The following is a 21,431-nucleotide window of genomic DNA, read 5'->3' as shown; positions in this document are numbered from 1 at the left end:
CCAGGGGTGCCCCGACTCAGGGCTGCGAGGGGGGTGTGCGCCACTGGGTGACGCGGATGACGCCGCAGGCCAGACGTGCGCCGGCATTGCCGCTGGGTTGGCTGCGATAGTCGTCGGCGTCGGCATGCACCACCAGCGACTTGCCGACCACGTCGGTGGGCGCGGCATCGCCCAGGGTGATGCCGGCAACGATCATGTCCAGATGCGCGACACCTTCGGCATCGGCACGCAGGTTGTCCATGTCGCCGGCGTGGTGGGGAGTGTTGCCGGCACGTCCGTGCGCCATGCCACTCGGATTGAAATGCGCACCGGCACTGCTGGCGTCGGCGGCGCTGCAATCGCCGCGTTCGTGCACATGGAAGCCGGCCACGCCGCCCGGGCGCAGGCCACCGACCGTGCCGGTGATACGGATGCCTTGCAGCGCAGGGACCAGCACCACCCGACCGCTGACCAGGCTGCCCGACGCCGATGCCAGCGCCGCTTCGGCCTGCTGGACCGGACGCACGGGCACCACGCGCGCCGCCGGGGGCGGTGGTGGCGGAGGCGGTGGCGTGCTGCTGCAGGCGGCAAGCGCCAGCGCGGTGAGGGCAACGATCGTGGACGACCGGTAACGCATCGAGCTGTTCTCCTGATCAGGCTGAAAACCTATGCGGGCGCATGTTCACATGTCATGAAATGCGCCGCTGGCAGCACAGGAGTTTACGGGGTTGGTGTGGATGGTCGGGCTGTTGGAGGTGCGGGTCGATGGGATGCGGGTTGTTGGGATGGTGTGCGGGGCGCCGAGTACACGTGTCGTGAGCTGCTTGGACGATGGCGTCGGCACGTTAGAACTGCGATGGCGTCAGCGAGCGCAAGGATGCGGCGGCGTTCCACTCAGCAACGCTTGCCGCAGGCAATGTCGGGCAGCCTCAGCTCGATCGAGGCATCGTTGGGATAGATGCGCGTGCAGTAGCGCTTCCATCGGCACAGCGACCCTCACCCCCTCTCCCATGGGAGAGGGGCTTTAGCGCCAGATCAGCGGCGTTTGCGGCCTGGGCCGAGTTTGCGGGTGACGGTGTTGCGGCCCAGACCCAATCGGGCGGCGGCTTCGGCACGGCGGCCCTGGGTGAGTTGCAGGGCGGCTTCGAGCAGGGTCTTGTCCAGGCGTTCGCGGGCTTCGGCATGCAGGCCCTGGGCGCCTTCGCTCAGGCGTTGCGCAGCCCAGCTGGAGAGCATCTCGTCCCATTGCCCGTCGCCGCGGCCGGCACGCTGGCGGCGGCCGCCGCGCGCCAGTGCCGATTCCACGTCCACCACGTCGATGATGTCGGCAGTGGCCAGGGCGGCCAGGCGCCAGCAGACGTTTTCCAGCTCGCGCACGTTGCCGGGCCAATCGTATTGGCGGAGTTGTTCCAGCGCGGCCGAGGACAGCCGCTTGGGCAGCATGTCGAGCTTGCGCCCGGCCATGGCCAGGAAATTCTCGGCCAGCTGCGCGATGTCGCCGCGGCGCTCGCGCAGCGGCGGCAATTGCAGGCGCACCACGTCCAGGCGATGCAACAGGTCGGCACGGAAGCGGCCTTGTTCGACCAGCGCCTCCAGGTCCTGGTGGGTGGCGGCGATCACGCGCACATCGACGCGGATCAACTCGCGCCCGCCGACACGGAAGAATTCGTTCTCGGCCAGCACGCGCAGCAAACGGGTCTGCAGCGGCAGCGGCATGTCGCCGATTTCGTCCAGGAACAGCGTGCCGCCGTCGGCCTGTTCGAAGCGGCCGATGTGGCGTTTGGTGGCGCCGGTGAAGGCGCCGGTTTCGTGGCCGAACAACTCGCTTTCCAGCAGTTCCGCCGGGATGGCTGCGGTGTTGAGCGCGACGAAGGGCTTGCGCGCGCGCGGCGATTCGTTATGCAGCGCGCGCGCCACCAGTTCCTTGCCGGTGCCGGTCTCGCCGTTGATCAGCACCGACAGCGGTGCCTGCGCCAGCCGGCCGATCGCGCGGAACAGCGCCTGCATCGCCGGGGTGTCGCCGATCAGCGAGGCCGAGCCTTCTGCCAACGGTGTTCCGATGATCTCCTCGACACCGGCATCGGCATCCGGCAGCGCGCGTGCGGCCAAGGCCACCGCATCGTCCAGATCGAAGGGCTTGGACAGGAACTCGTGCGCGCCGCCGCGGAAGGCGCCGGCGGTACTGGCCACGTCGGTGTAGGCCGACATCACGATCACCGGCAGTTGCGGGTGCCTGGACTTGAGCTTGTCGAGCAGGCTCAGGCCGTCTTCGCCGGGCATGCGCACGTCGGTGAACAGCAGATCCGGGGTGGGCCGCATGGCCAGTGCCTGCAGTGCGGCGGCGGCGCTCTCGAAGCCATCCACGGCGTAGCCGGCATCGCGCAAGGCGGTGGACAGCACGAAGCGGACCGAACGGTCGTCGTCGACCACCCAGATGTGGTGGGATGCGGCGGCGGCCTCAGCCATGCAGATGCTCCTTGTCGTGATCGCCGGCCAGCTCGGGCAACAGCAGGGTGAAAACGGTATGTCCCGGCCGCGAGCGGTAGGTCAGCGTGCCGTGGTGTTCGCGCGAGACCTGCTGGGCCAGCGCCAGGCCCAGGCCGCTGCCCTCGGCGCGGCCGCTGACCAGCGGCAGGAACAGGTGCTCGGCCAGTTCCTCCGGCACGCCGCCGCCGTCGTCGATGATCTCCAGCCGCAGCGACATCGCATGCACGCGGTCGCGGATGCGCTGGCCGTGCTCGACGCGGGTGCGCAGGGTCACCCGCGTGGCGCCGGCCTGGAACGCATTGCGCACCAGATTCCACACCGCCTGGGTCAGGCGGTCGCCATCGCCGAGGATGTCGGGAATGCTGGGGTCGTAATCGCGCTGCACCTGCACCGACCAGCCGCCCTCGGCCTCGGCCAGGCGCAGCACGCGCTCGAGCACGACGTGGATGTTGAGGCGGTCGTGCGGGCGCGCCGGCGTGGGCGAGAGCAGGCGTTCGAGCAAGGTATTGAGGCGTTCGATCTCGGTGCCGATCAGCTCGATCAGCTCGCGCTCGTCCTCGTCGCGCCCGGCCGAGCGCCGCGCCAGCAACTGCGCCGCGCCCTTGAGCCCGGCCAGCGGATTGCGCAGTTCGTGCGCCAGCCCCTTGAGCGCGGCGCTCAGGGCATTGGGCAGCGCATGGGTGGGATCCAGCGCGGGGAATTCGTCGACCGGATGGGTTTCCAGCAGCCAGCCGCCGTCGTCCAGCCGCGACAGCCAGCCTTCGGCAAAGCGCGGCGCGTCATTGGGCAGGCCCAATGCCAGCCGATGCAGGCGCAGCACGTCGCGCTCGTCGTTGAGCAGGAAACGGGCCAGCGCATCGCCCTGCACTTCCAGCGCGGCCAGCGGTTGATCGACCAGACGCCGCGCACTGACCCCGAGCCAGCGCGCGAAGGCCGGATTGACGCCCAGCACGCGGCCCTCGCGGTCGGCCCAGGCCACCGGTGTGCCCAGGCTGTCCAGCGACGGGAGAATGGACGACATCAGCATTGCACCAATTTAGTGCAAGCACGATCGGCCTGCGCATATGGCGCGCAAAACGAAGCATGCAGGCAAGGCATCGGGGCCGGACGGCAGCAGGTCGCACCGATCCAGCGGACATCCGCGCCGACAGTCACAGGCGTGGGGCTGGTCATGCAGGCACCTCGGCAGTTGGTCCGCGCCCAGTGGGGCAACGGGGAAAACGGACCCGGCACGGCTGTCCCGGCCGGGTCGTTGCGCCACCCGCGGCAGCGTGGCCGCGGGTGTGCATGCTCAGGACTCGTATGCCGCTTCGCCGTGCGAGGTGATATCCAGGCCCTCGCGCTCGGCTTCTTCGGTGACGCGCAGGCCGAACACCAGCTTGGCGACCAGGAAGCCCACCACCGACACCACGCCGATCCACACCAGGGTGATGCCCACGCCCAGCGCCTGGATGCCGACCTGATGCACGATGTCGTAATCGCCGCCCTTCTGGCCGCCCAGCGAGGCCGCCGAGAACACGCCGGTCAGGATGGCGCCGATGATGCCGCCCAGGCCATGCACGCCGAACACGTCCAGGCTGTCGTCGGCGCCCAGCAGACGCTTCAGGCCGGTGACGCCCCACACACACAGCACGCCGGCGGCCAGGCCGATGACGATCGCACCGAACGGACCCACCGTGCCGCAGGCCGGGGTGATGCCGACCAGGCCGGCGACCATGCCCGAAGCCACGCCCAGCGCCGACGACTTGCCCTTGATGATCTTCTCGGTCAGCGACCAGCCCAGGATGGCGGCCGCGGTGGCCAGCAAGGTGTTGAGGAAGGCCAGCGCCGCACCGGCATTGGCTTCCAGGTTGGAGCCGGCGTTGAAGCCGAACCAGCCCACCCACAGCAGCGAGGCACCGACGAAGGTCAGGGTCACGTTGTGCGGCTTGATCGCCTCGCGGCCCAGGCCGGCGCGCTTGCCGACGAAGTAGGCGCCGACCAGGCCGGCGATACCGGCGTTGATGTGCACCACGGTGCCGCCGGCAAAATCCAGCGCGCCCAGGCCGAACAGGTATCCGCCGGTGGCCCAGACCATGTGCGCCAGCGGCAGGTAGCCGAAGGTGAACCAGATCACCGAGAACAGCAGCACCGCGGCGAACTTGGCGCGTTCGGCAAAGGCGCCGACGATCAGCGCGCCGGTGATGCCGGCAAAGGTCGCCTGGAACGCCACGAACACGTATTCCGGCAGGCTCACGCCCTTGGTGAAGGTGGCTGCCAGCGTCTCGATGGTCACGCCCTTGAGCAGCGCCTTGTCCAGATTGCCGATCCACGGGCCTTCGCCGGAAAACGCCAGGCTGTAGCCGTACACCACCCACAGGATGGTCAGCAGCGAGAACACCACCGCGACCTGGATCAGCACCGACAGCACGTTCTTGGCGCGCACCATGCCGCCGTAGAACAACGCCAGGCCCGGCACCACCATCAGCAGCACCAGCAGCGTGGAGGTCAGCATCCAGGCGACATCGCCCTTCTCCACCACCGGCGCGGCTTCGGCGGCGGCCACCGGTGCGGCGGGCGGCTGCGCCGACGGCAGCGGTTCGGTGGTGACCGGTTCGGTCGGCAGCGGGGTGACCTGCGGAGTGGACTGCGCGTGCGCGCTGCCCATGCCGCCCACCACCAGCGCGCTGAACAGCATCAGCATGCAGACACTGTAGAACCGGGCTTTCCACCCGGCAAAAAGGGCTGTCTTCATAAGAACTCCGGGGGTGGGGGACTCAGAGCGCATCGGCGCCGATCTCGCCGGTGCGGATGCGCACGACTTGCTCGATCGCGGTCACGAAGATCTTGCCATCGCCGATCTTGCCGGTGCCGGCGGCGTTCTGGATCGCCTCGACCACTGCGTCCAGCCGGTCGTCGGTCACCACCGTCTCGATCTTGATCTTGGGCAGGAAATCGACGACGTACTCGGCGCCGCGGTACAGCTCGGTGTGGCCTTTCTGGCGCCCGAAACCCTTGACCTCGGTCACGGTGATGCCCGACACGCCTGCTGCGGACAGGGCCTCGCGGACCTCGTCGAGCTTGAACGGCCGGATGATGGCGGTGATCAATTTCATGCGCATACCCCGAATGGTGGAAAAGACCGGCCGGCATTGCGCCGCCCGGCGGTGTCATTCACCTGGATGCCAACCCCGGCATCCGCGCGTTCGCGATTACGCAGACCTCGGCCGATGCAGATGCATCCGCCCCGTGGGAGAGGTCAGGCCCGCGCGTCGCGAACTGTGTGCTCTCTCAATACCCCTTCGCTCCCCGGCCGGTGCCGTGGAGCGATGAAACATGTGCGGCGATGGCGGAGGTGGGAGGGGGGGCCTCCGCCATCACCGCGGTGGAACTCAGTTGCCGTAGTACAGCTGGTACTCCAACGGGTGGGTCGCAGCACGGAACTTGGTGACTTCCTGCATCTTCAGCGCGATGTAACCGTCGATGAAGTCGTCGCTCATCACGCCGCCGGCCTTGAGGAACTCACGGTCCTTGTCCAGCGCTTCCAGCGCCTGATCCAGGCTGGAGCAGACCTGCGGGATCAGCTTCTCTTCTTCCGGCGGCAGGTCGTACAGGTCCTTGTCGCTCGGCGCGCCCGGGTCGATCTGGTTCTTGATGCCGTCCAGGCCGGCCATCATCAGCGCGGTGAAGGTCAGGTAGCCGGACTGCAACGGATCGGGGAAGCGCATTTCGATGCGGCGCGCCTTCGGGTTGGTGACCCACGGAATGCGGCACGAGGCCGAGCGGTTGCGGGCCGAATAGGCCAGCATCACCGGCGCCTCGAAGCCCGGGACCAGACGCTTGTAGCTGTTGGTGCCGGAGTTGGAGAAGGCGTTGATCGCACGTGCGTGCTTGAAGATGCCGCCGATGTACCACAGCGCCATCTGCGACAGGCCGCCGTAGCCGTCGCCGGAGAACAGGTTGACGCCGCCCTTGGTCAGCGACTGGTGCACGTGCATGCCCGAGCCGTTGTCGCCCACGATGGGCTTGGGCATGAAGGTCGCGGTCTTGCCGTTGCGGTAGGCGACGTTCTTGATGATGTACTTCATCGTCAGCAGTTCGTCGGCCTTCTGCACCAGCGAGCTGAACTTGGTGCCGATCTCGCACTGGCCGGCGGTGGCCACTTCGTGGTGGTGCACCTCGGTCTCGATGCCGACCTGTTCCAGCGTCTTGATCATTTCCGCGCGCAGGTCGTGCAGCGTGTCGGTCGGCGGGACCGGGAAGTAGCCGCCCTTCACGCCCGGACGGTAGCCGCTGTTGCCGCCGTCGTACTTGGCGCCGGTGTTCCAGGCAGCCTCTTCCGAGCCGACCTGGAAGAAGGTGTGGCCCATGTCGTTGGCAAAGCGCACCGAATCGAAGATGAAGAATTCCGGCTCCGGGCCGAAGAACGCCTGGTCGGCGGTGCCGGAGGACTTCAGGTAGGCCTCGGCACGCTTGGCGATGCCGCGCGGGTCGCGCTCATAGCTCTGCATGGTGGCCGGATCGAGGATGTCGCAGGTCAGCACGATGGTCGGATCGGCGAAGAACGGATCCAGGTACGCAGTGCCGGCGTCCGGGAGCAGGACCATGTCCGACTCGTTGATGCCCTTCCAACCCGCGATCGAGCTGCCGTCGAACATCTTGCCTTCTTCGAACAGCGCCGGCTCGATGATGTTGGCCGGGAAGGTGATGTGCTGCTGTACACCACGCATATCGACGAAGCGCAGGTCGACAAACTCGACCTTGTTGTCCTTGATCAGCTTTTCAACATTTTCCACGGACATCGGAAGAAACCTCTGCAGGAGTTAAGTGGCTCGTGAGCGGAACTACAGCAGGGACCATGCCAAGCGCCGGATCTTCACAAGTCCTTGATTTTGCTTGCATCGCTTGAGGCCGCTCACGTCTAGATAGCACCTTTTAGGTGCTAAGCAATCGCATGGTGCACCGATATGGTGCATGCCGCAATGCACTATCCTGACGCCTCCCCCATCCCCTCTCCAGTCCGATGTCCGATCTGATTTCCGCCCTGCTGTTGGGCATTCTCGAAGGCCTCACCGAATTCCTGCCGATCTCCAGCACCGGCCACCTGCTGATCGCCGAACAATGGCTCGGACGCCGTTCTGACTTCTTCAATATCGTCATCCAGGCTGGCGCGATCCTGGCGATCTGCCTGGCGCTGCGGCAGAAGCTGTGGACCCTGGCCACCGGCCTGGGCCAGCGCGACAACCGCGACTACGTGCTCAAGATCGGCGTGGCCTTCCTGGTTACCGCAGTGGTCGGGCTGATCGTGCGCAAGGCCGGCTGGCAGCTGCCGGAAACCGTGCAGCCGGTGGCCTGGGCGTTGCTGATCGGCGGGCTGTGGATGCTGGTGGCCGAGCACTTTGCCGGCAAATTGCCCGAGCGCGATGTGGTGACCTGGAAAGTGGCCATCGCGGTCGGTCTGGCGCAGGTGGTGGCCGGTGTGTTCCCCGGCACCTCGCGCTCGGCCTCGGCGATCTTCCTGGCCATGCTGCTGGGCCTGAGCAAGCGCTCGGCGGCGGCGGATTTCGTGTTCATGGTGGGCATCCCGACCATGTTCGCGGCCAGCGGGTATGCCCTGCTGGAGATGTACAAGGAAGGTGGCTTCGGCAGCGAGAACTGGGCCGATGTGGCGGTGGCCTTCGTGGCGGCGACCATCACCGGCTTTGTGGTGGTGAAGTGGTTGCTGGGCTACATCAAGAAGCACCGCTTCACCGTGTTTGCGGTCTACCGCATCCTGCTGGGCGCCGCCCTGCTGCTGTGGCTGCCGGCGCTGGCCTGAGACGGCCACGCGGTCGCGTGTCGTGCCGACTGAGCCGGCGCGGCATGCGAGGCACATGGCCGGGCAGTGACTTGCGTCATTGCCCTAACCGCGCGGTGGCGGTATCACTGACATATCGATCACCGGGAGCCGCCGCATGCGTGCCGTGTTGTTTGCCCCTGCACTGCTGGCAGCGGGCGTGACGGCCTGCGGGTCGAGCACGCCGCCGCAAGCGCCCGGATCCAGCGCCGATGCCGCTGCCGCCGAGCCGGCCGCGACCAGCCCAATCGCCGCCGACAACGCGCCACTGCAGGCCGCGTTGCGGGCGCAACATTGGCAGCTGCAGCAGGCCAGCGATGCGCACGGCACCGCCTTGGGTAGCCTGTTCGTCGCTGGCACACCGCCCTTGCAGCTGGATTTCAGCGATCACCGCATCCAGGTCAGCCAGACCTGCAACGCATTGGGCGCCGACTACAGCGTGGCGCAGGCGCATTTGCAGATCGGCCGGGTGGTGTCGAGTAAACGCCTGTGCGCGCAACCGCAGCGGATGGCCCAGGAACGCGCCGCCAGCGAGTTGCTGTCCGGCCGCTTCGCGGTGGCGCTGAACACTCTGCAGACCTCGCCGCAGCTGACCCTGACCCGCAGCGACGGCACCCGGCTGGTGTTCGGCGGTGTCGCCACGGCCGACACCCGCTACGGTGGCCCCGGCCAGACGCTGCTGATCGAAGTGGCGGCCGACACCGTGGCATGCGGGTCCGACCCGGCGCGCCAATGCCTGCAACTGCGCGAGCAGGATGCGGCAGGGCAGCCTGTCACCCAGACCTGGCAAGTCTTCGAGGGCAAGATCGAAGGCTTCGAGCACGAAGCCGGCATCCGCACCCTGCTGCGGGTCACCCGCTACCCGGCCGCCGTAGGCACGGACGGCGCGCCGGTATACGTGCTCGAGCAGATGATCGAAGCCAACGGTTGACCCGGTGTGGCGGCGATCGGCGATTGACGCCGCACGCACCAGGTCACCATGGGCCGCAACCGGCCCCACGCCGACCTGACCGGTGGCGCAGGACCGTTCGTTGCCGTCAGCGCAGCGCTGGATTCAGCGTGTAGGTGCCGTGCAACGCCGCCTCGGCCAGCACGTGGCCCTGGATCGCCGCCAGCACATCGGCCGCGGTGAAGGTCTCGGGCAGGCTGAGCTGCGCCACGTCCAGCGCAAACACGCGGAAGAAATAGCGGTGCACACGCAGGTCGTTGAACGGCGGGTACGGACCGTCGTAGCCCAGATAATTGCCGGCCATGTCGGCATTGCCGGCAAACCATTCGGTATACGAGTTCAGGCCCTGGCGCGCACCGGCCGGGCCGGCCGGCTGCTGCTTGCCCTTGGGCACGAAACCGTCGCTGCAGCTGCCTGCGGCGATCTCATGCACGTCGGCGGGGATATCGGCCATCGCCCAATGCACAAAATCGGTGCGTGGCTGATCGACCGGAATCTGCACATCGTCGCGGCCCACGGTTTCCGGCACGGTCGGCACATCCGGGTCCAGGCACAGCAGCGCGAACGAGCGTGTGCCGCCAGGCACTTCGCTCCAGGCCAGATGCGGGTTGCGGTTGGGCGCAAAGCCCTCGGGCGTTCCGGCGGCAAATTCCACCGCGATGGGCTTGCCGTTTTCGATGCTGTTGCTGGTCAGGCGCATGCAGGAGTCTCCGAGGCAATGAGGCCGACCAGGGTGCCTGGGTCCGCGCCGCAGAGGAAGCCATCGCCATGGAACCCTCTGGTGCGCCCGACCGGGTTTATCGCGGCCGGTTCAGCACGCCAGCGCACACCGCGGCCGGGTGATCGTGCGTCGGCAGCGTGGCCGCTGCGATGTGCGCGTGCCACGTCCCGCGCCGTCCACGTGCGCCATGGCAGGGAGCGCAGTATTCAGTCAGTGCTGGCGCTGACAAATGTGCATTGACCGTAGGAGCGGCCCTGGCCGCGATGGGGCTTTATCGGTAACGCCTCATCATCGTCGGCGACGCATCGTCGGTAACGCCTCATCGCGGCCAAGGCCGCTCCTACAGGGCGTTGCGAGCTGCGCAGCCGAATGCGGCGGTTGGTGGTGCATGCCGCGTCAACCGCCGGCCGCGCCAACTGGGCAGTGAGCGCCACATTCGGTTGCTGACCAATCTGCACCGATTGTAGGAGCGGACCTGGCCGCGACGGGACATACCGGTGACGCTGCATCGTCGGTGGCCGCGTCATCGGTAACGCCTCTTCGCGGCCGGGGCCGCTCCTACGGGGTGGTGCGGGCTGCGCTGCCGATGGCATGCCGCCCCAGGCGCCGGCCGCGCCCACCGACAGTGAGCGCGGCCGTGCTGAGCGGTGCTCAGTCCTGCGGGTAACCGAAGCGCACCGCGATCAGCGTGAGCAGATCGAATTGCGCGCCCAGTACATTGCGGTAGTTGCGCCAGCGACCCGCGGCCAAGCGGGCCGGGCCGCGCGGTTCGATCAACGGAAAGCGCAGGCCGAACGCCTGTTCCAGCGCGGTGGAAATGCCTTGCGGGTCGCTCTCGATGCCGTCCAGGCGGATGATCCGGTGCGGATACAGATCGCGCTCGTGCAGCACGGCGAGCTGTTCCAGCGCCGTCAACAGCCAGTCGGCGGCCTGCTGTGGCGATTGCACGGCCAGCGGTGCCGGCGCGCCGGCCGACAGCCAGTCCAGCAGCATGTCGCGCGGGTCGCGCAGCGCGATCGCCAGCCGGCCTTCGGGCAGGTGCGGGCGCAGCGCGGTCAGCAGGGTGTTGTCCCACCACAGCAGCCAGTCGATGACGTTGCCGTCGTCGATACCGCGCCGCGGCAGCTGCGCCTTCCAGCCCTCCACCAGCGCCATCGGTGCCAGCTCGCCGGACGCCAGCTGCTCGACAGTGCGGTAGCTCTGCAGCGCATCGGACGGCGGCGTGCTGCCATAACGGTCGTCGCGCACCAGCGGGGTGGCCGCCCCCATCACCGCGACCAGGCGTTCGACATGCGAGCCGGGCGTGCCCCACACGAACAGCGGCCGTGCCGTCACGCTCTCGGGAATGGTCCCCAGCTCCGGCCATTGCATCGGCTGCTTGGCGGCCAGCGGCGGCAACGGCAGGCGGTGCTGGGCCTGTTCGCGCTGGAACTGCATCCAGGTCGCCACGGCCGCCTCGGGCTGGCCGGCGCGGTCCTGCACATTGCCCAGCCACGGCCGCAGCACGGTCTGCTGTGGCTCGGGCAGCGAGTCGATCAGCGATTGCACGCAGGCGATCGCCGCCGGCGGGTCGCGCTCCAGCAGCGCCTCGACGATGCGCTGCTCGCCGCTGAGGCGGCCCGGCTCCACCGCCACGATCTGGCGCGCCACCATTTCCGCCTGTTCGGCATGGCCCTGCATGTCGTGCACGCGCATCAGCGCTTCCAGTGCCGGCAGATGCTCGGGCATGGCCAGCAGCCAGCGCTCGATCACCGCCTGCGCCTGCGGCCCGCCGACCGGCTCCACCGCCAGCCGCGCCAGCCACAGGTCGTGCGCATTGGCCGAGGTGGCCAGCGCCGCGTCCAGGGTGTCGCGCGCATCGTCCACCGCGCCCAGCCGCTCCCAGGCGGTCAGCAAGGCATGCAAGGTGCGGCGGTCGGCCGGCCAGTGGGCCAGCGCCAGGCGCAGGTGCGCGGCGGCCTGGTCGGGGCGGCCGGCCTGCAACTCCATCTCGCCGGCGAGCCGGCGCATGGCCGGGAGATCGCCGCCGGGCTGGGCGAACACACCCTGCATCGCGGCCAGCGCATCGTCCAGGCGGCCCTGGCGCTGGGCCAACTGGGCGATGAAGGCGCGCAGCGCCGTACCCGGTGGATTGAGCTCGACCACGCGCTCGAAGGCGCGCTCGGCAAACGCGAAATGCTCCTTCTGCAGATACGCAAAGCCCAGCGCGAACATCACCCGCGGGTCGTCGGGCAGTTGCTCGGCGGCGCGGGTCAGCAGCGACAGCGCGCGCTCGCCCTGGCCGCGGCGCAGTTCCACCACGCCATCGACAGCCAGCAGCTGCGGGTGCTCGGGCGCCAGACGCGCGGCGGTGCGGCTCAGCCGCTGCGCCTCGTCCAGGTCGCCGCGCGCCACCGCCAGATGCGCCTGCATCACGTAGGCGTTGAACTGGTTGGGGTCGAGCGCGGTGGTGCGCGACAACGCGTCGTCCGCCGCCGACAGCTCGCGCATCGCCAACAGCAGGCCGGCGCGCAGCAGATGCAGGTCGGCATCTTCCGGCGTCAGCGTCAGCGCGGTTTCGATGCTGGCCAGCGCCAGCGCCGGTTGACCCTGCTGCTGCAGGGCCAGGCCCAGCCAGCGATGCGTGGCGGCGTTTTCGGGCGCGCTGAGGACCCACTCGCGGGCCAGCGCCACCGCATCGTCGGCCGCATTGCGGCGCAGGGCTTGAAGAATGGCGTCTTGCATGGCGGAGGGCGTGTCCAGGACAAACGCCTATTGTAACGATGCGCGGGGTGCCGCCGACCTACGCCTGCGCCGCCAGCCGCTCGGCCACCCAGCGTTCGGCGAAACCATCGCCGCGGGCATTTTCCAGAAAGCCGCAGTGGCCGCCCCAGCGCGCGATTTCCAGCTGCGCATGCGCCGGCAGCTGCCAGGCGGCGAAATCCTCGAACGGAATGACCGGGTCGTCTTCGGCCATCAGGATGTCCACCGGCACCTGCAGGCCGGCCAGGCGCTCGCCGGCGATCGAATAACTGTCGAAGTACGCTTCCAGCGAGCCATGCCCGGTGTGCTGCTCGGCCAGCCAGGCCATCAGCCCGCGCATGTCCAGCGCCAGCGTGGCGTCGTCGTAGCCGTGCTGATCGGGGAACAGCTTGCGCTTGCGCAGCAACGACTCGCGCCACTTGCGGCGGAAATACCAATCGTAGAACTGCGGGCCCTTCTCCAGCTGCAGCATCGTCGCCGCCGGATCCAGCAACGGGCACACCGCCGCCACGCGCGCCAGCGGCAGCCCGGCCGCCGGTGCCCGCAGCGCCAGCCGCAATGCGAAATTGCCGCCCAGCGAATAGCCCGCCGCCAGCAGCTGCGGCGCGGGAAACCGCCGCCACAGATCGCCCGCCGCATTGACCACTTCCTCGATACGATCGGAGTGGAACAGGTCCACGTTGAGGTGGTGCGTGCCGCCGTGGTCGCGGAAATTCAGCCGGAACACCTGATAGCCCAGGCCGAGCAGGCGCGCGGCGGTCAGCCGCATGTAATTGGAGTCAGCGCTGCCTTCCCAGCCGTGCAGCAGCAGCACCGTGCCGCGCACTGGGGCATCGCCGGGCGGGATGCTCATCCAGCCCTGCAGGCGCACGCCGTCGCCGCCGTCGAGAATGTGTTCGCTGGTGACCGCGCCGCTGGCGGCCAGCAACTGGCGGCTGCGGAGCCGGCGCAAGGCACTGCTGCCCAGCACCGATTGCACATGCGGATTGCGCAGCCAGCGCGGCGGCAGATAGTCGGAGGCGTTCATGCGCTCATCGGGCCAGACAAGGGGGTGCCAGCCGCAGGGGTAATGAGCGCTTGCATCGTCGGCTCAGGACTCCATTGCCGCAATGATGCGTTGCCGCGAGGTATCGGCCAGGCGGCGCCGTCCTTCGATATCCAGCGCGCGGATCGGCTCGAGAAAATGCACCTCGGCCAGTCGCGACGGCTCACCGAGCAGACGCACGATATTGGCGAAGAAACTCTCGCGCTCGCCGAACGCCACCACCGCCTGCGCATTGCCGCGCTCGCCGTAACGCAGCGCCACCGGCTGCACCGGCACACCGGCCTCGACCGCGGCCTGGAAGATGCGTGCGTGGAACGGGCCGACTTCGGTACCGCCACGGGTGCGGCCTTCGGGGAACACGCCCACCGGCTTGCCGCTGCGCAGGCGCAGCAGCATTTCCTGCAGCACCCCGCCCAGCGATTCGGTATTGCCGCGCTGATGGAAGATGGTCTGGCCCTTGGTCGCCAGCCAGCCGACCAGCGGCCAGCCGGCGATCTCGCGCTTGGCCACAAAGCCCATCACGCGCTGGCTGTGCAGCATCGAGATGTCGACCCAGCTGACGTGGTTGGCCACGAACAGGGTCGCGCCCGGCAGCGGGGTGCCGAAGCGCCGCAGGCGGAAGCCGAAGATGCGCATCAGGTTGCCCTGCCACCAACGGATCATCAGCTCGTCCAGGGTGTCGTCGCGCCCGGTGCGGATGCGCGCCAGCGGCGGCGCCACCACGCACAGCATGGTGATCGGCAGGCAGATGCTCAGATGCACCAGCAACAACGGCACCCGATACAGGTACCGGAACCAACGCAGCACGCTGCCAGCGTCGCGCGTGGCGTCCAGGGATGACTCGCTCATTGACGGAACCGGACCGGTACCAGGGGAAGGAAGCGCAACTATTGTGACAGCAGCGTGGCCTGCGCGCAGTGCCCGCCGCGGGTGGCGCTGTTCCACCCATGCACTTGCACGGCGTGCTCAGCCATTGCTGCGCGGGACCACGGCCAGGGTCAGCCGCGAGACGCAGACGCGCTTGCCGGCTGGATTTTCGATGCTGATGTCCCAGACCTGGGTGCTGCGCCCCACATGCACCGCACGCGCGGTGCCGGTGACCAGGCCATCGGTGGCGGCGCGCAGGTGATTGGCATTGATCTCCAGCCCGACGCAGATCTGCGCGGTCATGTCCACGCACAGGTTGCCGGCGCTGCTGCCCAGGGTTTCGGCCAGCACCACCGACGCACCGCCGTGCAGCAGGCCGTATGGCTGCTTGGTGCGCGCATCCACCGGCATGGTGGCGCTCAACCAGTCGTCGCCGGCGGCGGTGAACACGATGCCCAGATGTTCGATCAAGGTGTCACGGCTGGAGGCGTTGAGGGCGGCCAGGTCGACGGGTTCGCGGAAGGTCATAGGCTGGGGATTGGGGATTGGGGATTGGGGATTGGGGATTGGGGGAATCGGGAATCGGGAATCGGGAATCGGGAATCGGGAATCGGGAATCGGGACAGCATCTGCGGCGCTGGGATCTGATGCAACTGCCTTTGGCTGGCGCTACGAGCCAGGCCGCGATGGTGACTTCGGCGGATGGCGGTGTGTGGCGCGCCGCCCATTTACCTACCGCAGCGCACCGCGCCATTGCAGCGGTGCGTCACTCCACGATGCACCGCTTGCCACGCGCCATCTCGATGCCGGCCCCGGGCCGGCACCGCTGCGATCAGAGGATCGGCACCAATCCTGCACCGAAGGCGGTCAGCATCCGCACCAGCAGCCATTTCGGGCCAACGTTGACCTCGGGGAAATCGCCTACCGCCACATAGCACTGCCGGAACTGCGGGTCCTGGCGCTTGAGCGGGAACGGGCAACCCGGCCCCGGCTGGAACTCGTAATTGGTGGCGTAGCGCCAGGGCCAGAAATCCAGCACCGGCAAGGCTTCGGACACCTTGCCCACGCTGTAGTTCAATCCGCTCAGCACCGGCGGCTTTTCGCGCGGGGCCACGGTCCAGGCATTTTCCGGCGCCATGTCGCGCTCGATGCTGGCCGCAAGCGCCTGCGCAAAGCGCGCATCGTCGATCACCACCGCCGCTTCGGTGTTGTAGTTCTCGCTGCGCGGATCGAAGTTGTGCGTGCCGATCACGCCGATGCGGCGGTCCACCACCAACGACTTGGCATGCAGGCCCATGCGCGCACCGGCACGGGTCACCGGCAGCGGCTTGTTGACCGCGCGCGTGCCAAGGAACGAGGGCCGTGTCTCGGTGCGCAGCACGCGCCGATCGACCTCGCTGCCGCCGGGCGCACGGCCTGCGCCACCCCCGCTGCCGCGGATCGCAGTGCCGGCCGTACCACCGCCACCACCACCGCCACCACTGCCACGCATGGCATTGCCGGCCGCACTGCCGCCGATCACGCGGTTGACCCGACCATCGTCTTCAGCCGGCTCGGCCGCCGCAGGGTTGAGCGGATCGGGCACCAGGTTGGCGTACTCCACCGGCGCGTTCAGCGGGAACGGCTTGAATTCGTAGACGTTGAAGCCCAGCTCGCGCATGTTGCGGCGTTTGAACTTGTACGACAGCGCATACACGATCGGGTTGTCGGTGGCGGCCAGGCTATTGGTCGACACCACGATCCGCGGCGGCTGCGGGCGCTGGCGCAATGCGCGGAAGATCGCCTGCGCCTCGTCGGACAGCACCAGATATGGCGTCTGCAGCAGCACTTCCTGCTGCGCGCCGGCAATCAGGCCGTCCAGCTCGGGCGCGGTGGACACCGCCTTGGCGGCGTGCTCCTTGCGGTGCTTCTGCGGCAGGTCGGCCACATACAGCACGCGCTGCACCGGCATGGCCGGGGTCACGAATGCATCGCGCACGAACTGCGGATCGCGCGCCTCCTGATCGACCCGCTCCACCCGATCGGGGCGGCGGAACGTGGCCGGCGGCATCTTGGGCGCGCCCTGCTCCAGCAGCAGGCGCCCGACATCGTTCAGACGCTCGGCCGGCACGCTGCGGCGCGCGCGCCAGAACGCATCGAAATTGGCGGCCATCGCGCGTACTTCCGGCCCGGCCAGGATCACGTCGCGGTCGCGGAAGTTGTACTCGCTGTCCCAGTCGTAATAGTCGTCCTGGTAATTGCGGCCGCCGACCACGCCGAGCACGTCGTCCACCACCAGCAGCTTGTTGTGCATGCGCTGGTTGAAGCGACGGAAACAGCACACCACGCTGCCGGCATAGTCGAAGTAATTGAGCTTGACCTTGCCGAAGGTCGGGTTGTAGATGCGCAGCTGCAGGTTTTCGTGAGTGCTGGCCAGCGCACCGAGAATCTGCAGATCGGCGATCGCCGAAAGCTGATCGATCAGGATGCGCACCTTGACCCCGCGTTGCGCCGCATCGGTCAACGCATCCAGCACCATCCGCGCGCTGTCGTCCTTGTCGAAGATGTAGGTCTGCAGGTCGATGCTGCGGGTAGCGCTGCGGATCAGGTTGAGCCGGGCCACCAGCGATTCTTCGCCGTGATCGACGATGGTGGCGTAATGCCGCGGCGCGGCCGGCGTGGAGGCGGTGATCGCCTCGCCACCCAGCGCGCGCAATGGCGAGAGCTGGGCGCAACGATTGGCCTGCGTGCAGCTGACCACGGTGCTGCGGGCAGCGGCCGCCACCCCGGCGGCACGGTTGCGTTCGATTTGCGACAGGCCGGCGCATCCGGTGCCGAGCAACAGCGTTGCCAGCACAAGCACCCTCAACAGGAACCTCACGGGCGCCGCGCCTCCTGCAACCGCCCACGCAGAATGAACGTCACCCTGTCGCCCAGGGCCATCTGCCACGCATTCATTCCGTAACGTCCACGCAGGACCGTACCTCGACTGATTACATCGCAATCATAGCCCGGCCGCGCGCATTCAGCCGGCACCACATGCAGGGTCTCGATGTGGGTGATTCCGCGAATGGTCAGGTTGCCGGTGATGTCGCCGCCCTTCTTCACCACCTCCGCGGTATAGGGAAACGACTCGAATTCCACCACCGGATACTGCGCGACGTCGAAAAAATCCTCGCCGCGCATCCACGCCGTGTAGCGGTCCTTGCCGGGAATTTCCACCTGCGTGGCGTCCAGACGGAAACGCACCTGCTGGCGCCCGTCAGGCAATTCCGCCAATTCACCCCGAAAACGCGGGAAGAACCCCTCGATCTTCATGCCGAAGCGCGTCCTGATCTCGAACCCGAAGCGCGATTGCACCGGATCGATGGAATGCAGCTTCTGCTGCGCCATGCAGGGAAGAGCGACCCAGAGCGCGAGCCAGGCAAACCAGCGCAGCGACGATGACACGGATCAAGGCCACCAGAAGGCGGTCAGGCGGGCGATGCCCGGTTCGATGGCCGCATCCAGCGGCAGTGCCAGCAGGGCGATCGCGGCGGTCGGCATGCCGCGGTAGTCGCCGGTCTGGCCGCTGTGCATCAAGGCGGCCAGCCGTTCCAGGCCCGGGTTGTGGCCGACCAGCAGCAGGCGCTCGGCATCGCGGTGTTCGTCCACCAGGCTGGCCAGGGTGCCCGGCGTGGCGTCGTAGATCCGCTCGTCCAGGCGTTGTTCGATGTAGCCGGTGAGTTCCAGCACCGCTTCCAGCGTCTCGCGCGCACGTCGCGCCGGCGAGCACAGCACGCGGTCGGGCACCAGGCGCTGCTCGCGCAGCCAGCGGCCGGCAGATTCGGCCTCGGCGATGCCGTGCGGAGACAGCGGGCGATCCAGATCGGCCTGGCCGGTATCGGCCGGCTCGGCGTGGGCGTGTCGCAGCAGTATCAGTTCGCGCATGAAAACACTCCGGTCTAGGACTTCTTGAGCCACTTGAACAGCGGCTCCCAGTCCTGTTGATGGTCGCGCACCTGCGCCGAGCGGTAATCGAACAGGCTGCGCCCCAACCCGGCCATCACCACATAGGCCTGGGTGTCGCGCAGCTGGGTTACCAGGGGATAGGGCCAGGCGCCGATCATCTCGGCAGCTTGCTGCGAGGTCTGGGTCCAGGGACGGGCGCGGTTGAGCACCAGGCCCACCGGCAATTTGCGCTGATGCACGCGCGGCACCTTGGCCAGCGTGTTGAGGAATCCGACCACCGCTTCGATATCCAGCGCCGAGGACAATACCGGCACCACGATGGCATCGACGTGGTCGAGGAAGCCGCTCAGGTCATCGGCCATCGCACCGGCTGGGGCATCGATGACCAGTTGGTCGGTGCCGTCGGGCACCGCGGCCTGCCAGTTGCGCCGGCGGGTGACGTCGATGGGCAATACCGCACTTTCCAGGCTGGCGCGACGCTGCGCCCAGCGCGTGGACGAGCCTTGCGGATCGGCGTCCGCCAGCACGGTGCGCTGGCCCTGCAAGGCCGCATGGGCGGCCAGATTGGTGGCGATCGTGGTCTTGCCGACGCCGCCTTTGGAGCCGGCCACCAGGACTGTCTTCATGCACGCCTCGCTTCCGGGAGCAAGCCGGCAGCGTACACCGCGACGAAGTGAGGAAGTAGTCGAAAGGCGTTAAACGTCCACCGGCGATCGCTCTCGCACTGCAGCATCGTCCGCTGGCGGATGGCCGCCGTGACATGCGCCGGCCAAGCGGATTAGCGGGCCTGGCGGCCCGGTGCGCCCGGCTGCCAACCCGCTGGCGGCTGCACTGCAAGGCCTTGACGCTGTAACCGTGCACGCAACGCCGGCACTTCGCCCTGCGTCAGGATGGCCTCCAGCTTGTCGGACATGCCATCGACGGTGGACGCGCGGAGCTGCTCCTGCTGCTGTAGCCACTGCAGTTCCCGCACCCGCGCCTGCCAGCGCGTGGCATCGGCGCCGCTGCTCAGTGCCGCCATGCCTCTGCTGCCGATCATGGCGGTGGCCAAGGTGGACTCGTCATTGGCCACGTTGTTCAGCACGGCCATGCACTCGTCGCGTAACGCGGCCGTGACACCGGCGGGGCTGCAGCGCCGCATCAGATCGCCCAGCGCGGGAAGTGCATGTGCAGACCAGGCACCCATCACGAACATCGCCGCCATGTCCGCGCCCGTGGAAGGCATGCCTTGCGCGTCGAGTTGCGCGCGCAGGCTGACCGAGGCCAGCGATGGCCATTGCACGCTGTCGTAGCTGGCATGCAGGGCCTTGCCGAATGCCAGCGCACCGCTGTCGAAATGATCGGACTGCACGGCCGCCTGCCAGGCGCGCTCGGCAGCCGCCTGGTCGCCGCGGCGCTGCGCAGCCGTATAGGCACGCAGATGCACACTGGCGTTGCCGGCATCGGCCTGCTCCAGGAACGCCAGCGCAGCGCCTGGGTCACAGCGCAACGCAGGTGCGCAACCGGCGGATTCCATGCGCGCCACCAACGGGTCGCGCGGCCGCGCGTCCAGGGCACGCTGCAGCCAGACGCGCTGGATGGGGGCATAGCCTCCGTCTGCGGCCGACGCCGCGTCGTCCTCGGCATCGACCCACAACAGACCGGCCAGATACAGCTGCCTGGGCTCGCCGCTGGACGCCATGCTGCGCAGGCGTGCCTGCATGGTCTGGCCGACCTGGCGTGCCCATTGATCCACCAGCGGATCGTTGGCCGCAGCCGCTGTGCTCGCAGGCGCTGCCGCCATTGCCGAATGTGCCGCGCAGACGCTGCCAAGCCATAGCAGCGCCGTGGTGATCAAGCGATATCCGTGCATGTGTTGCTCCTGTCCATATGGGCGCGCAGTGTTGCGGGCCAGCATTTCATACGGACCAGGCCCTATCAAGCCACCAGGCGCGCCAACAGCCAGGCCCATGCAGGCAGGGTCAGCAGCGACAGCAGGATGCTGTAGCCGACCATCGCTGCGGCCAGGCGCGGCGCCAGCCGATGCGTGATGGCCAGCGCGGCGGCGGTGATCATGGTGGGCATGGCCGATTCGAGCACGTTGGTCTGCAGCATCGCGCCATGCAGGCCGAGCGCCAACGACAGCGGCAACGCCAGGATCGGCATCACTGCCAACTTGAAGGCCAAGCCCACGGCCAAGGGTTTGAGTTCGTCCGCAGGCAGGCGCAACTGCAGCGAAAAGCCCACCGCCAGCATCACCAGCGGCAGCATCGCGTCGGCCAGGCTCTTCAAGCCCGCGCCAATCCAGGTCGGCGGCTGTTCCGGCATCACGGTCAATGCAAACAGCAATGCCCATAGCGGCGGGAAGCGCAGCACGCGCAACAGGATCAGCTTCGCGGTCGGCGGAGTGTCGCCGCTGAAGCGGGCCAGCACATACAGCCCGAACGTCGATAACAGCACAAAGGTGCCGAACTGGTCGTAGACCACCGCATACGGCAGGGCGTGATCGCCGATCAACGCGCGCACCATCGGAAAGCCGATGAAGCTGGAGTTGGTGAACACCACGCACATCAGCAGCGCGGCGTATTCCTCGCGCTTGAACCGGAACAGGCGGCTGCAGCCCCACAGCAGCGGCACGATGATTGCGGTCAGCAGCCACGGGGTGGCGATCACCCCACCCAGCGAGGCATCCAGGTGCAACCGCGGCACATAGGTCAGCACCGAGGCTGGCAGGCAGATGTACAACACGATGCGATTGAGTACATCGGCGCTGTTGTCCGGCAGCACCCGCAAGCGCGCGAACAGCAGGCCGAGCCCCAACATCGCCAGAATCAACGCAAATGCATCCACCGCCATGGTGTGGTCAGGTCCGTGGGAAAGCAGCAATCAGCATCGCATAGTGAGCGTGTCGTGCCTG

19 protein-coding genes are annotated in these 21,431 nt (G+C 67.9%); 2 read left to right on the top strand and 17 right to left on the bottom strand.

Features of this window, described 5'->3' with window-relative positions:
- Positions 1-16 precede the first annotated feature (16 nt).
- The 6 genes from AC06DU_RS01075 to glnA form a co-directional block, all read right to left on the bottom strand.
- A complete protein-coding gene (locus tag AC06DU_RS01075; protein WP_054592037.1) occupies positions 17-616 on the bottom strand; it encodes a superoxide dismutase family protein in 600 nt (199 codons plus the stop codon).
- Positions 617-1,014: 398 nt separating this feature from the next.
- Positions 1,015-2,445 carry a nitrogen regulation protein NR(I) gene (gene ntrC, locus AC06DU_RS01070; RefSeq protein WP_016903408.1) on the bottom strand — a complete coding sequence of 477 codons (1,431 nt, stop codon included), beginning with the start codon at positions 2,443-2,445 and terminating at the stop codon, positions 1,015-1,017.
- The gene (locus AC06DU_RS01065; protein ID WP_016903409.1) at positions 2,438-3,493 is read right to left on the bottom strand and encodes a two-component system sensor histidine kinase NtrB; all 1,056 of its coding nucleotides are present in this window, start codon (positions 3,491-3,493) and stop codon (positions 2,438-2,440) included. The genes ntrC and AC06DU_RS01065 overlap by 8 nt, the downstream gene beginning before the upstream one ends.
- A gap of 264 nt (positions 3,494-3,757) precedes the next feature.
- On the bottom strand, positions 3,758-5,200 hold the full coding sequence (locus tag AC06DU_RS01060) for an ammonium transporter (RefSeq protein ID WP_024940499.1): 1,443 nt from the start codon (positions 5,198-5,200) through the stop codon (positions 3,758-3,760).
- Positions 5,201-5,222: 22 nt separating this feature from the next.
- A complete protein-coding gene (locus tag AC06DU_RS01055) occupies positions 5,223-5,561 on the bottom strand; it encodes a P-II family nitrogen regulator (protein ID WP_002808480.1) in 339 nt (112 codons plus the stop codon).
- Between the two features lie 276 nt (positions 5,562-5,837).
- Positions 5,838-7,247, bottom strand: coding sequence for a type I glutamate--ammonia ligase (gene glnA, locus AC06DU_RS01050; RefSeq protein WP_016903411.1), 1,410 nt, complete (start codon positions 7,245-7,247; stop codon positions 5,838-5,840).
- 221 nt (positions 7,248-7,468) lie between these two features.
- Here glnA and AC06DU_RS01045 point away from each other — a divergent pair, with 221 nt between their 5' ends.
- Together AC06DU_RS01045 and AC06DU_RS01040 are read left to right on the top strand one after the other, a co-directional pair.
- Positions 7,469-8,263 carry an undecaprenyl-diphosphate phosphatase gene (locus tag AC06DU_RS01045; RefSeq protein WP_478203299.1) on the top strand — a complete coding sequence of 265 codons (795 nt, stop codon included), beginning with the start codon at positions 7,469-7,471 and terminating at the stop codon, positions 8,261-8,263.
- A gap of 136 nt (positions 8,264-8,399) precedes the next feature.
- Entirely contained in the window at positions 8,400-9,212 is an 813-nt protein-coding gene (locus tag AC06DU_RS01040) for an META domain-containing protein (RefSeq protein ID WP_478203297.1), read from the top strand.
- Positions 9,213-9,318: 106 nt separating this feature from the next.
- Here the strand turns inward: AC06DU_RS01040 and AC06DU_RS01035 are convergent, their stop codons facing one another.
- The 11 genes from AC06DU_RS01035 to AC06DU_RS00985 form a co-directional block, all read right to left on the bottom strand.
- Positions 9,319-9,930 carry a YbhB/YbcL family Raf kinase inhibitor-like protein gene (locus tag AC06DU_RS01035; RefSeq protein ID WP_478203295.1) on the bottom strand — a complete coding sequence of 204 codons (612 nt, stop codon included), beginning with the start codon at positions 9,928-9,930 and terminating at the stop codon, positions 9,319-9,321.
- Positions 9,931-10,602: 672 nt separating this feature from the next.
- A complete protein-coding gene (locus AC06DU_RS01030; RefSeq protein WP_478203293.1) occupies positions 10,603-12,675 on the bottom strand; it encodes a tetratricopeptide repeat protein in 2,073 nt (690 codons plus the stop codon).
- A 58-nt stretch (positions 12,676-12,733) separates the two neighbouring features.
- Positions 12,734-13,720: a YheT family hydrolase gene (locus tag AC06DU_RS01025; RefSeq protein ID WP_016904229.1), complete on the bottom strand. Its 987-nt coding sequence runs from the start codon at positions 13,718-13,720 to the stop codon at positions 12,734-12,736.
- Positions 13,721-13,783: 63 nt separating this feature from the next.
- Positions 13,784-14,683, bottom strand: a complete 900-nt coding sequence (locus AC06DU_RS01020; RefSeq protein WP_180969535.1) for a lysophospholipid acyltransferase family protein — start codon at positions 14,681-14,683, stop codon at positions 13,784-13,786.
- A 21-nt stretch (positions 14,684-14,704) separates the two neighbouring features.
- The gene (locus AC06DU_RS01015) at positions 14,705-15,133 is read right to left on the bottom strand and encodes a hotdog fold thioesterase (protein WP_478203291.1); all 429 of its coding nucleotides are present in this window, start codon (positions 15,131-15,133) and stop codon (positions 14,705-14,707) included.
- Positions 15,134-15,437: 304 nt separating this feature from the next.
- On the bottom strand, positions 15,438-17,465 hold the full coding sequence (locus tag AC06DU_RS01010) for a phospholipase D family protein (protein WP_435012418.1): 2,028 nt from the start codon (positions 17,463-17,465) through the stop codon (positions 15,438-15,440).
- The gene (locus AC06DU_RS01005; RefSeq protein WP_024939492.1) at positions 17,462-18,034 is read right to left on the bottom strand and encodes a YceI family protein; all 573 of its coding nucleotides are present in this window, start codon (positions 18,032-18,034) and stop codon (positions 17,462-17,464) included. Before AC06DU_RS01005 ends, AC06DU_RS01010 begins: the two co-directional genes overlap by 4 nt.
- 3 nt (positions 18,035-18,037) lie before the next feature.
- Complete coding sequence (locus AC06DU_RS01000) at positions 18,038-18,514, bottom strand: SixA phosphatase family protein (RefSeq protein WP_016904234.1); 477 nt, start codon at positions 18,512-18,514, stop codon at positions 18,038-18,040.
- A gap of 14 nt (positions 18,515-18,528) precedes the next feature.
- Entirely contained in the window at positions 18,529-19,161 is a 633-nt protein-coding gene (locus AC06DU_RS00995; protein ID WP_478203289.1) for a ParA family protein, read from the bottom strand.
- A 152-nt stretch (positions 19,162-19,313) separates the two neighbouring features.
- On the bottom strand, positions 19,314-20,387 hold the full coding sequence (locus AC06DU_RS00990) for a hypothetical protein (protein WP_478203288.1): 1,074 nt from the start codon (positions 20,385-20,387) through the stop codon (positions 19,314-19,316).
- Positions 20,388-20,452: 65 nt separating this feature from the next.
- Entirely contained in the window at positions 20,453-21,370 is a 918-nt protein-coding gene (locus AC06DU_RS00985; RefSeq protein WP_046345311.1) for an AEC family transporter, read from the bottom strand.
- Positions 21,371-21,431: the final 61 nt, after the last annotated feature.

This window comes from Xanthomonas sp. NCPPB 3200, assembly GCF_056393585.1.
The sequence above is the reverse complement of the archived record's forward strand: the minus strand, read 5'-3'. Positions and strand labels throughout refer to the sequence as shown.

Bases quoted from the DNA above. Each gene is read 5' to 3' on its own strand.
- AC06DU_RS01075 (WP_054592037.1), bottom strand. From the start codon at position 616: ATGCGTTACCGGTCGTCCACGATCGTTGCCCTCACCGCGCTGGCGCTT.
- AC06DU_RS00985 (WP_046345311.1), bottom strand. From the start codon at position 21,370: ATGGCGGTGGATGCATTTGCGTTGATTCTGGCGATGTTGGGGCTCGGC.
- AC06DU_RS01055 (WP_002808480.1), bottom strand. From the start codon at position 5,561: ATGAAATTGATCACCGCCATCATCCGGCCGTTCAAGCTCGACGAGGTC.
- AC06DU_RS01040 (WP_478203297.1), top strand. From the start codon at position 8,400: ATGCGTGCCGTGTTGTTTGCCCCTGCACTGCTGGCAGCGGGCGTGACG.
- AC06DU_RS01035 (WP_478203295.1), bottom strand. From the start codon at position 9,930: ATGCGCCTGACCAGCAACAGCATCGAAAACGGCAAGCCCATCGCGGTG.
- AC06DU_RS00995 (WP_478203289.1), bottom strand. From the start codon at position 19,161: ATGAAGACAGTCCTGGTGGCCGGCTCCAAAGGCGGCGTCGGCAAGACC.
- glnA (WP_016903411.1), bottom strand. From the start codon at position 7,247: ATGTCCGTGGAAAATGTTGAAAAGCTGATCAAGGACAACAAGGTCGAG.
- AC06DU_RS01025 (WP_016904229.1), bottom strand. From the start codon at position 13,720: ATGAACGCCTCCGACTATCTGCCGCCGCGCTGGCTGCGCAATCCGCAT.
- AC06DU_RS01045 (WP_478203299.1), top strand. From the start codon at position 7,469: ATGTCCGATCTGATTTCCGCCCTGCTGTTGGGCATTCTCGAAGGCCTC.
- AC06DU_RS01015 (WP_478203291.1), bottom strand. From the start codon at position 15,133: ATGACCTTCCGCGAACCCGTCGACCTGGCCGCCCTCAACGCCTCCAGC.
- ntrC (WP_016903408.1), bottom strand. From the start codon at position 2,445: ATGGCTGAGGCCGCCGCCGCATCCCACCACATCTGGGTGGTCGACGAC.
- AC06DU_RS00990 (WP_478203288.1), bottom strand. From the start codon at position 20,387: ATGCACGGATATCGCTTGATCACCACGGCGCTGCTATGGCTTGGCAGC.
- AC06DU_RS01030 (WP_478203293.1), bottom strand. From the start codon at position 12,675: ATGCAAGACGCCATTCTTCAAGCCCTGCGCCGCAATGCGGCCGACGAT.
- AC06DU_RS01060 (WP_024940499.1), bottom strand. From the start codon at position 5,200: ATGAAGACAGCCCTTTTTGCCGGGTGGAAAGCCCGGTTCTACAGTGTC.
- AC06DU_RS01000 (WP_016904234.1), bottom strand. From the start codon at position 18,514: ATGCGCGAACTGATACTGCTGCGACACGCCCACGCCGAGCCGGCCGAT.
- AC06DU_RS01065 (WP_016903409.1), bottom strand. From the start codon at position 3,493: ATGCTGATGTCGTCCATTCTCCCGTCGCTGGACAGCCTGGGCACACCG.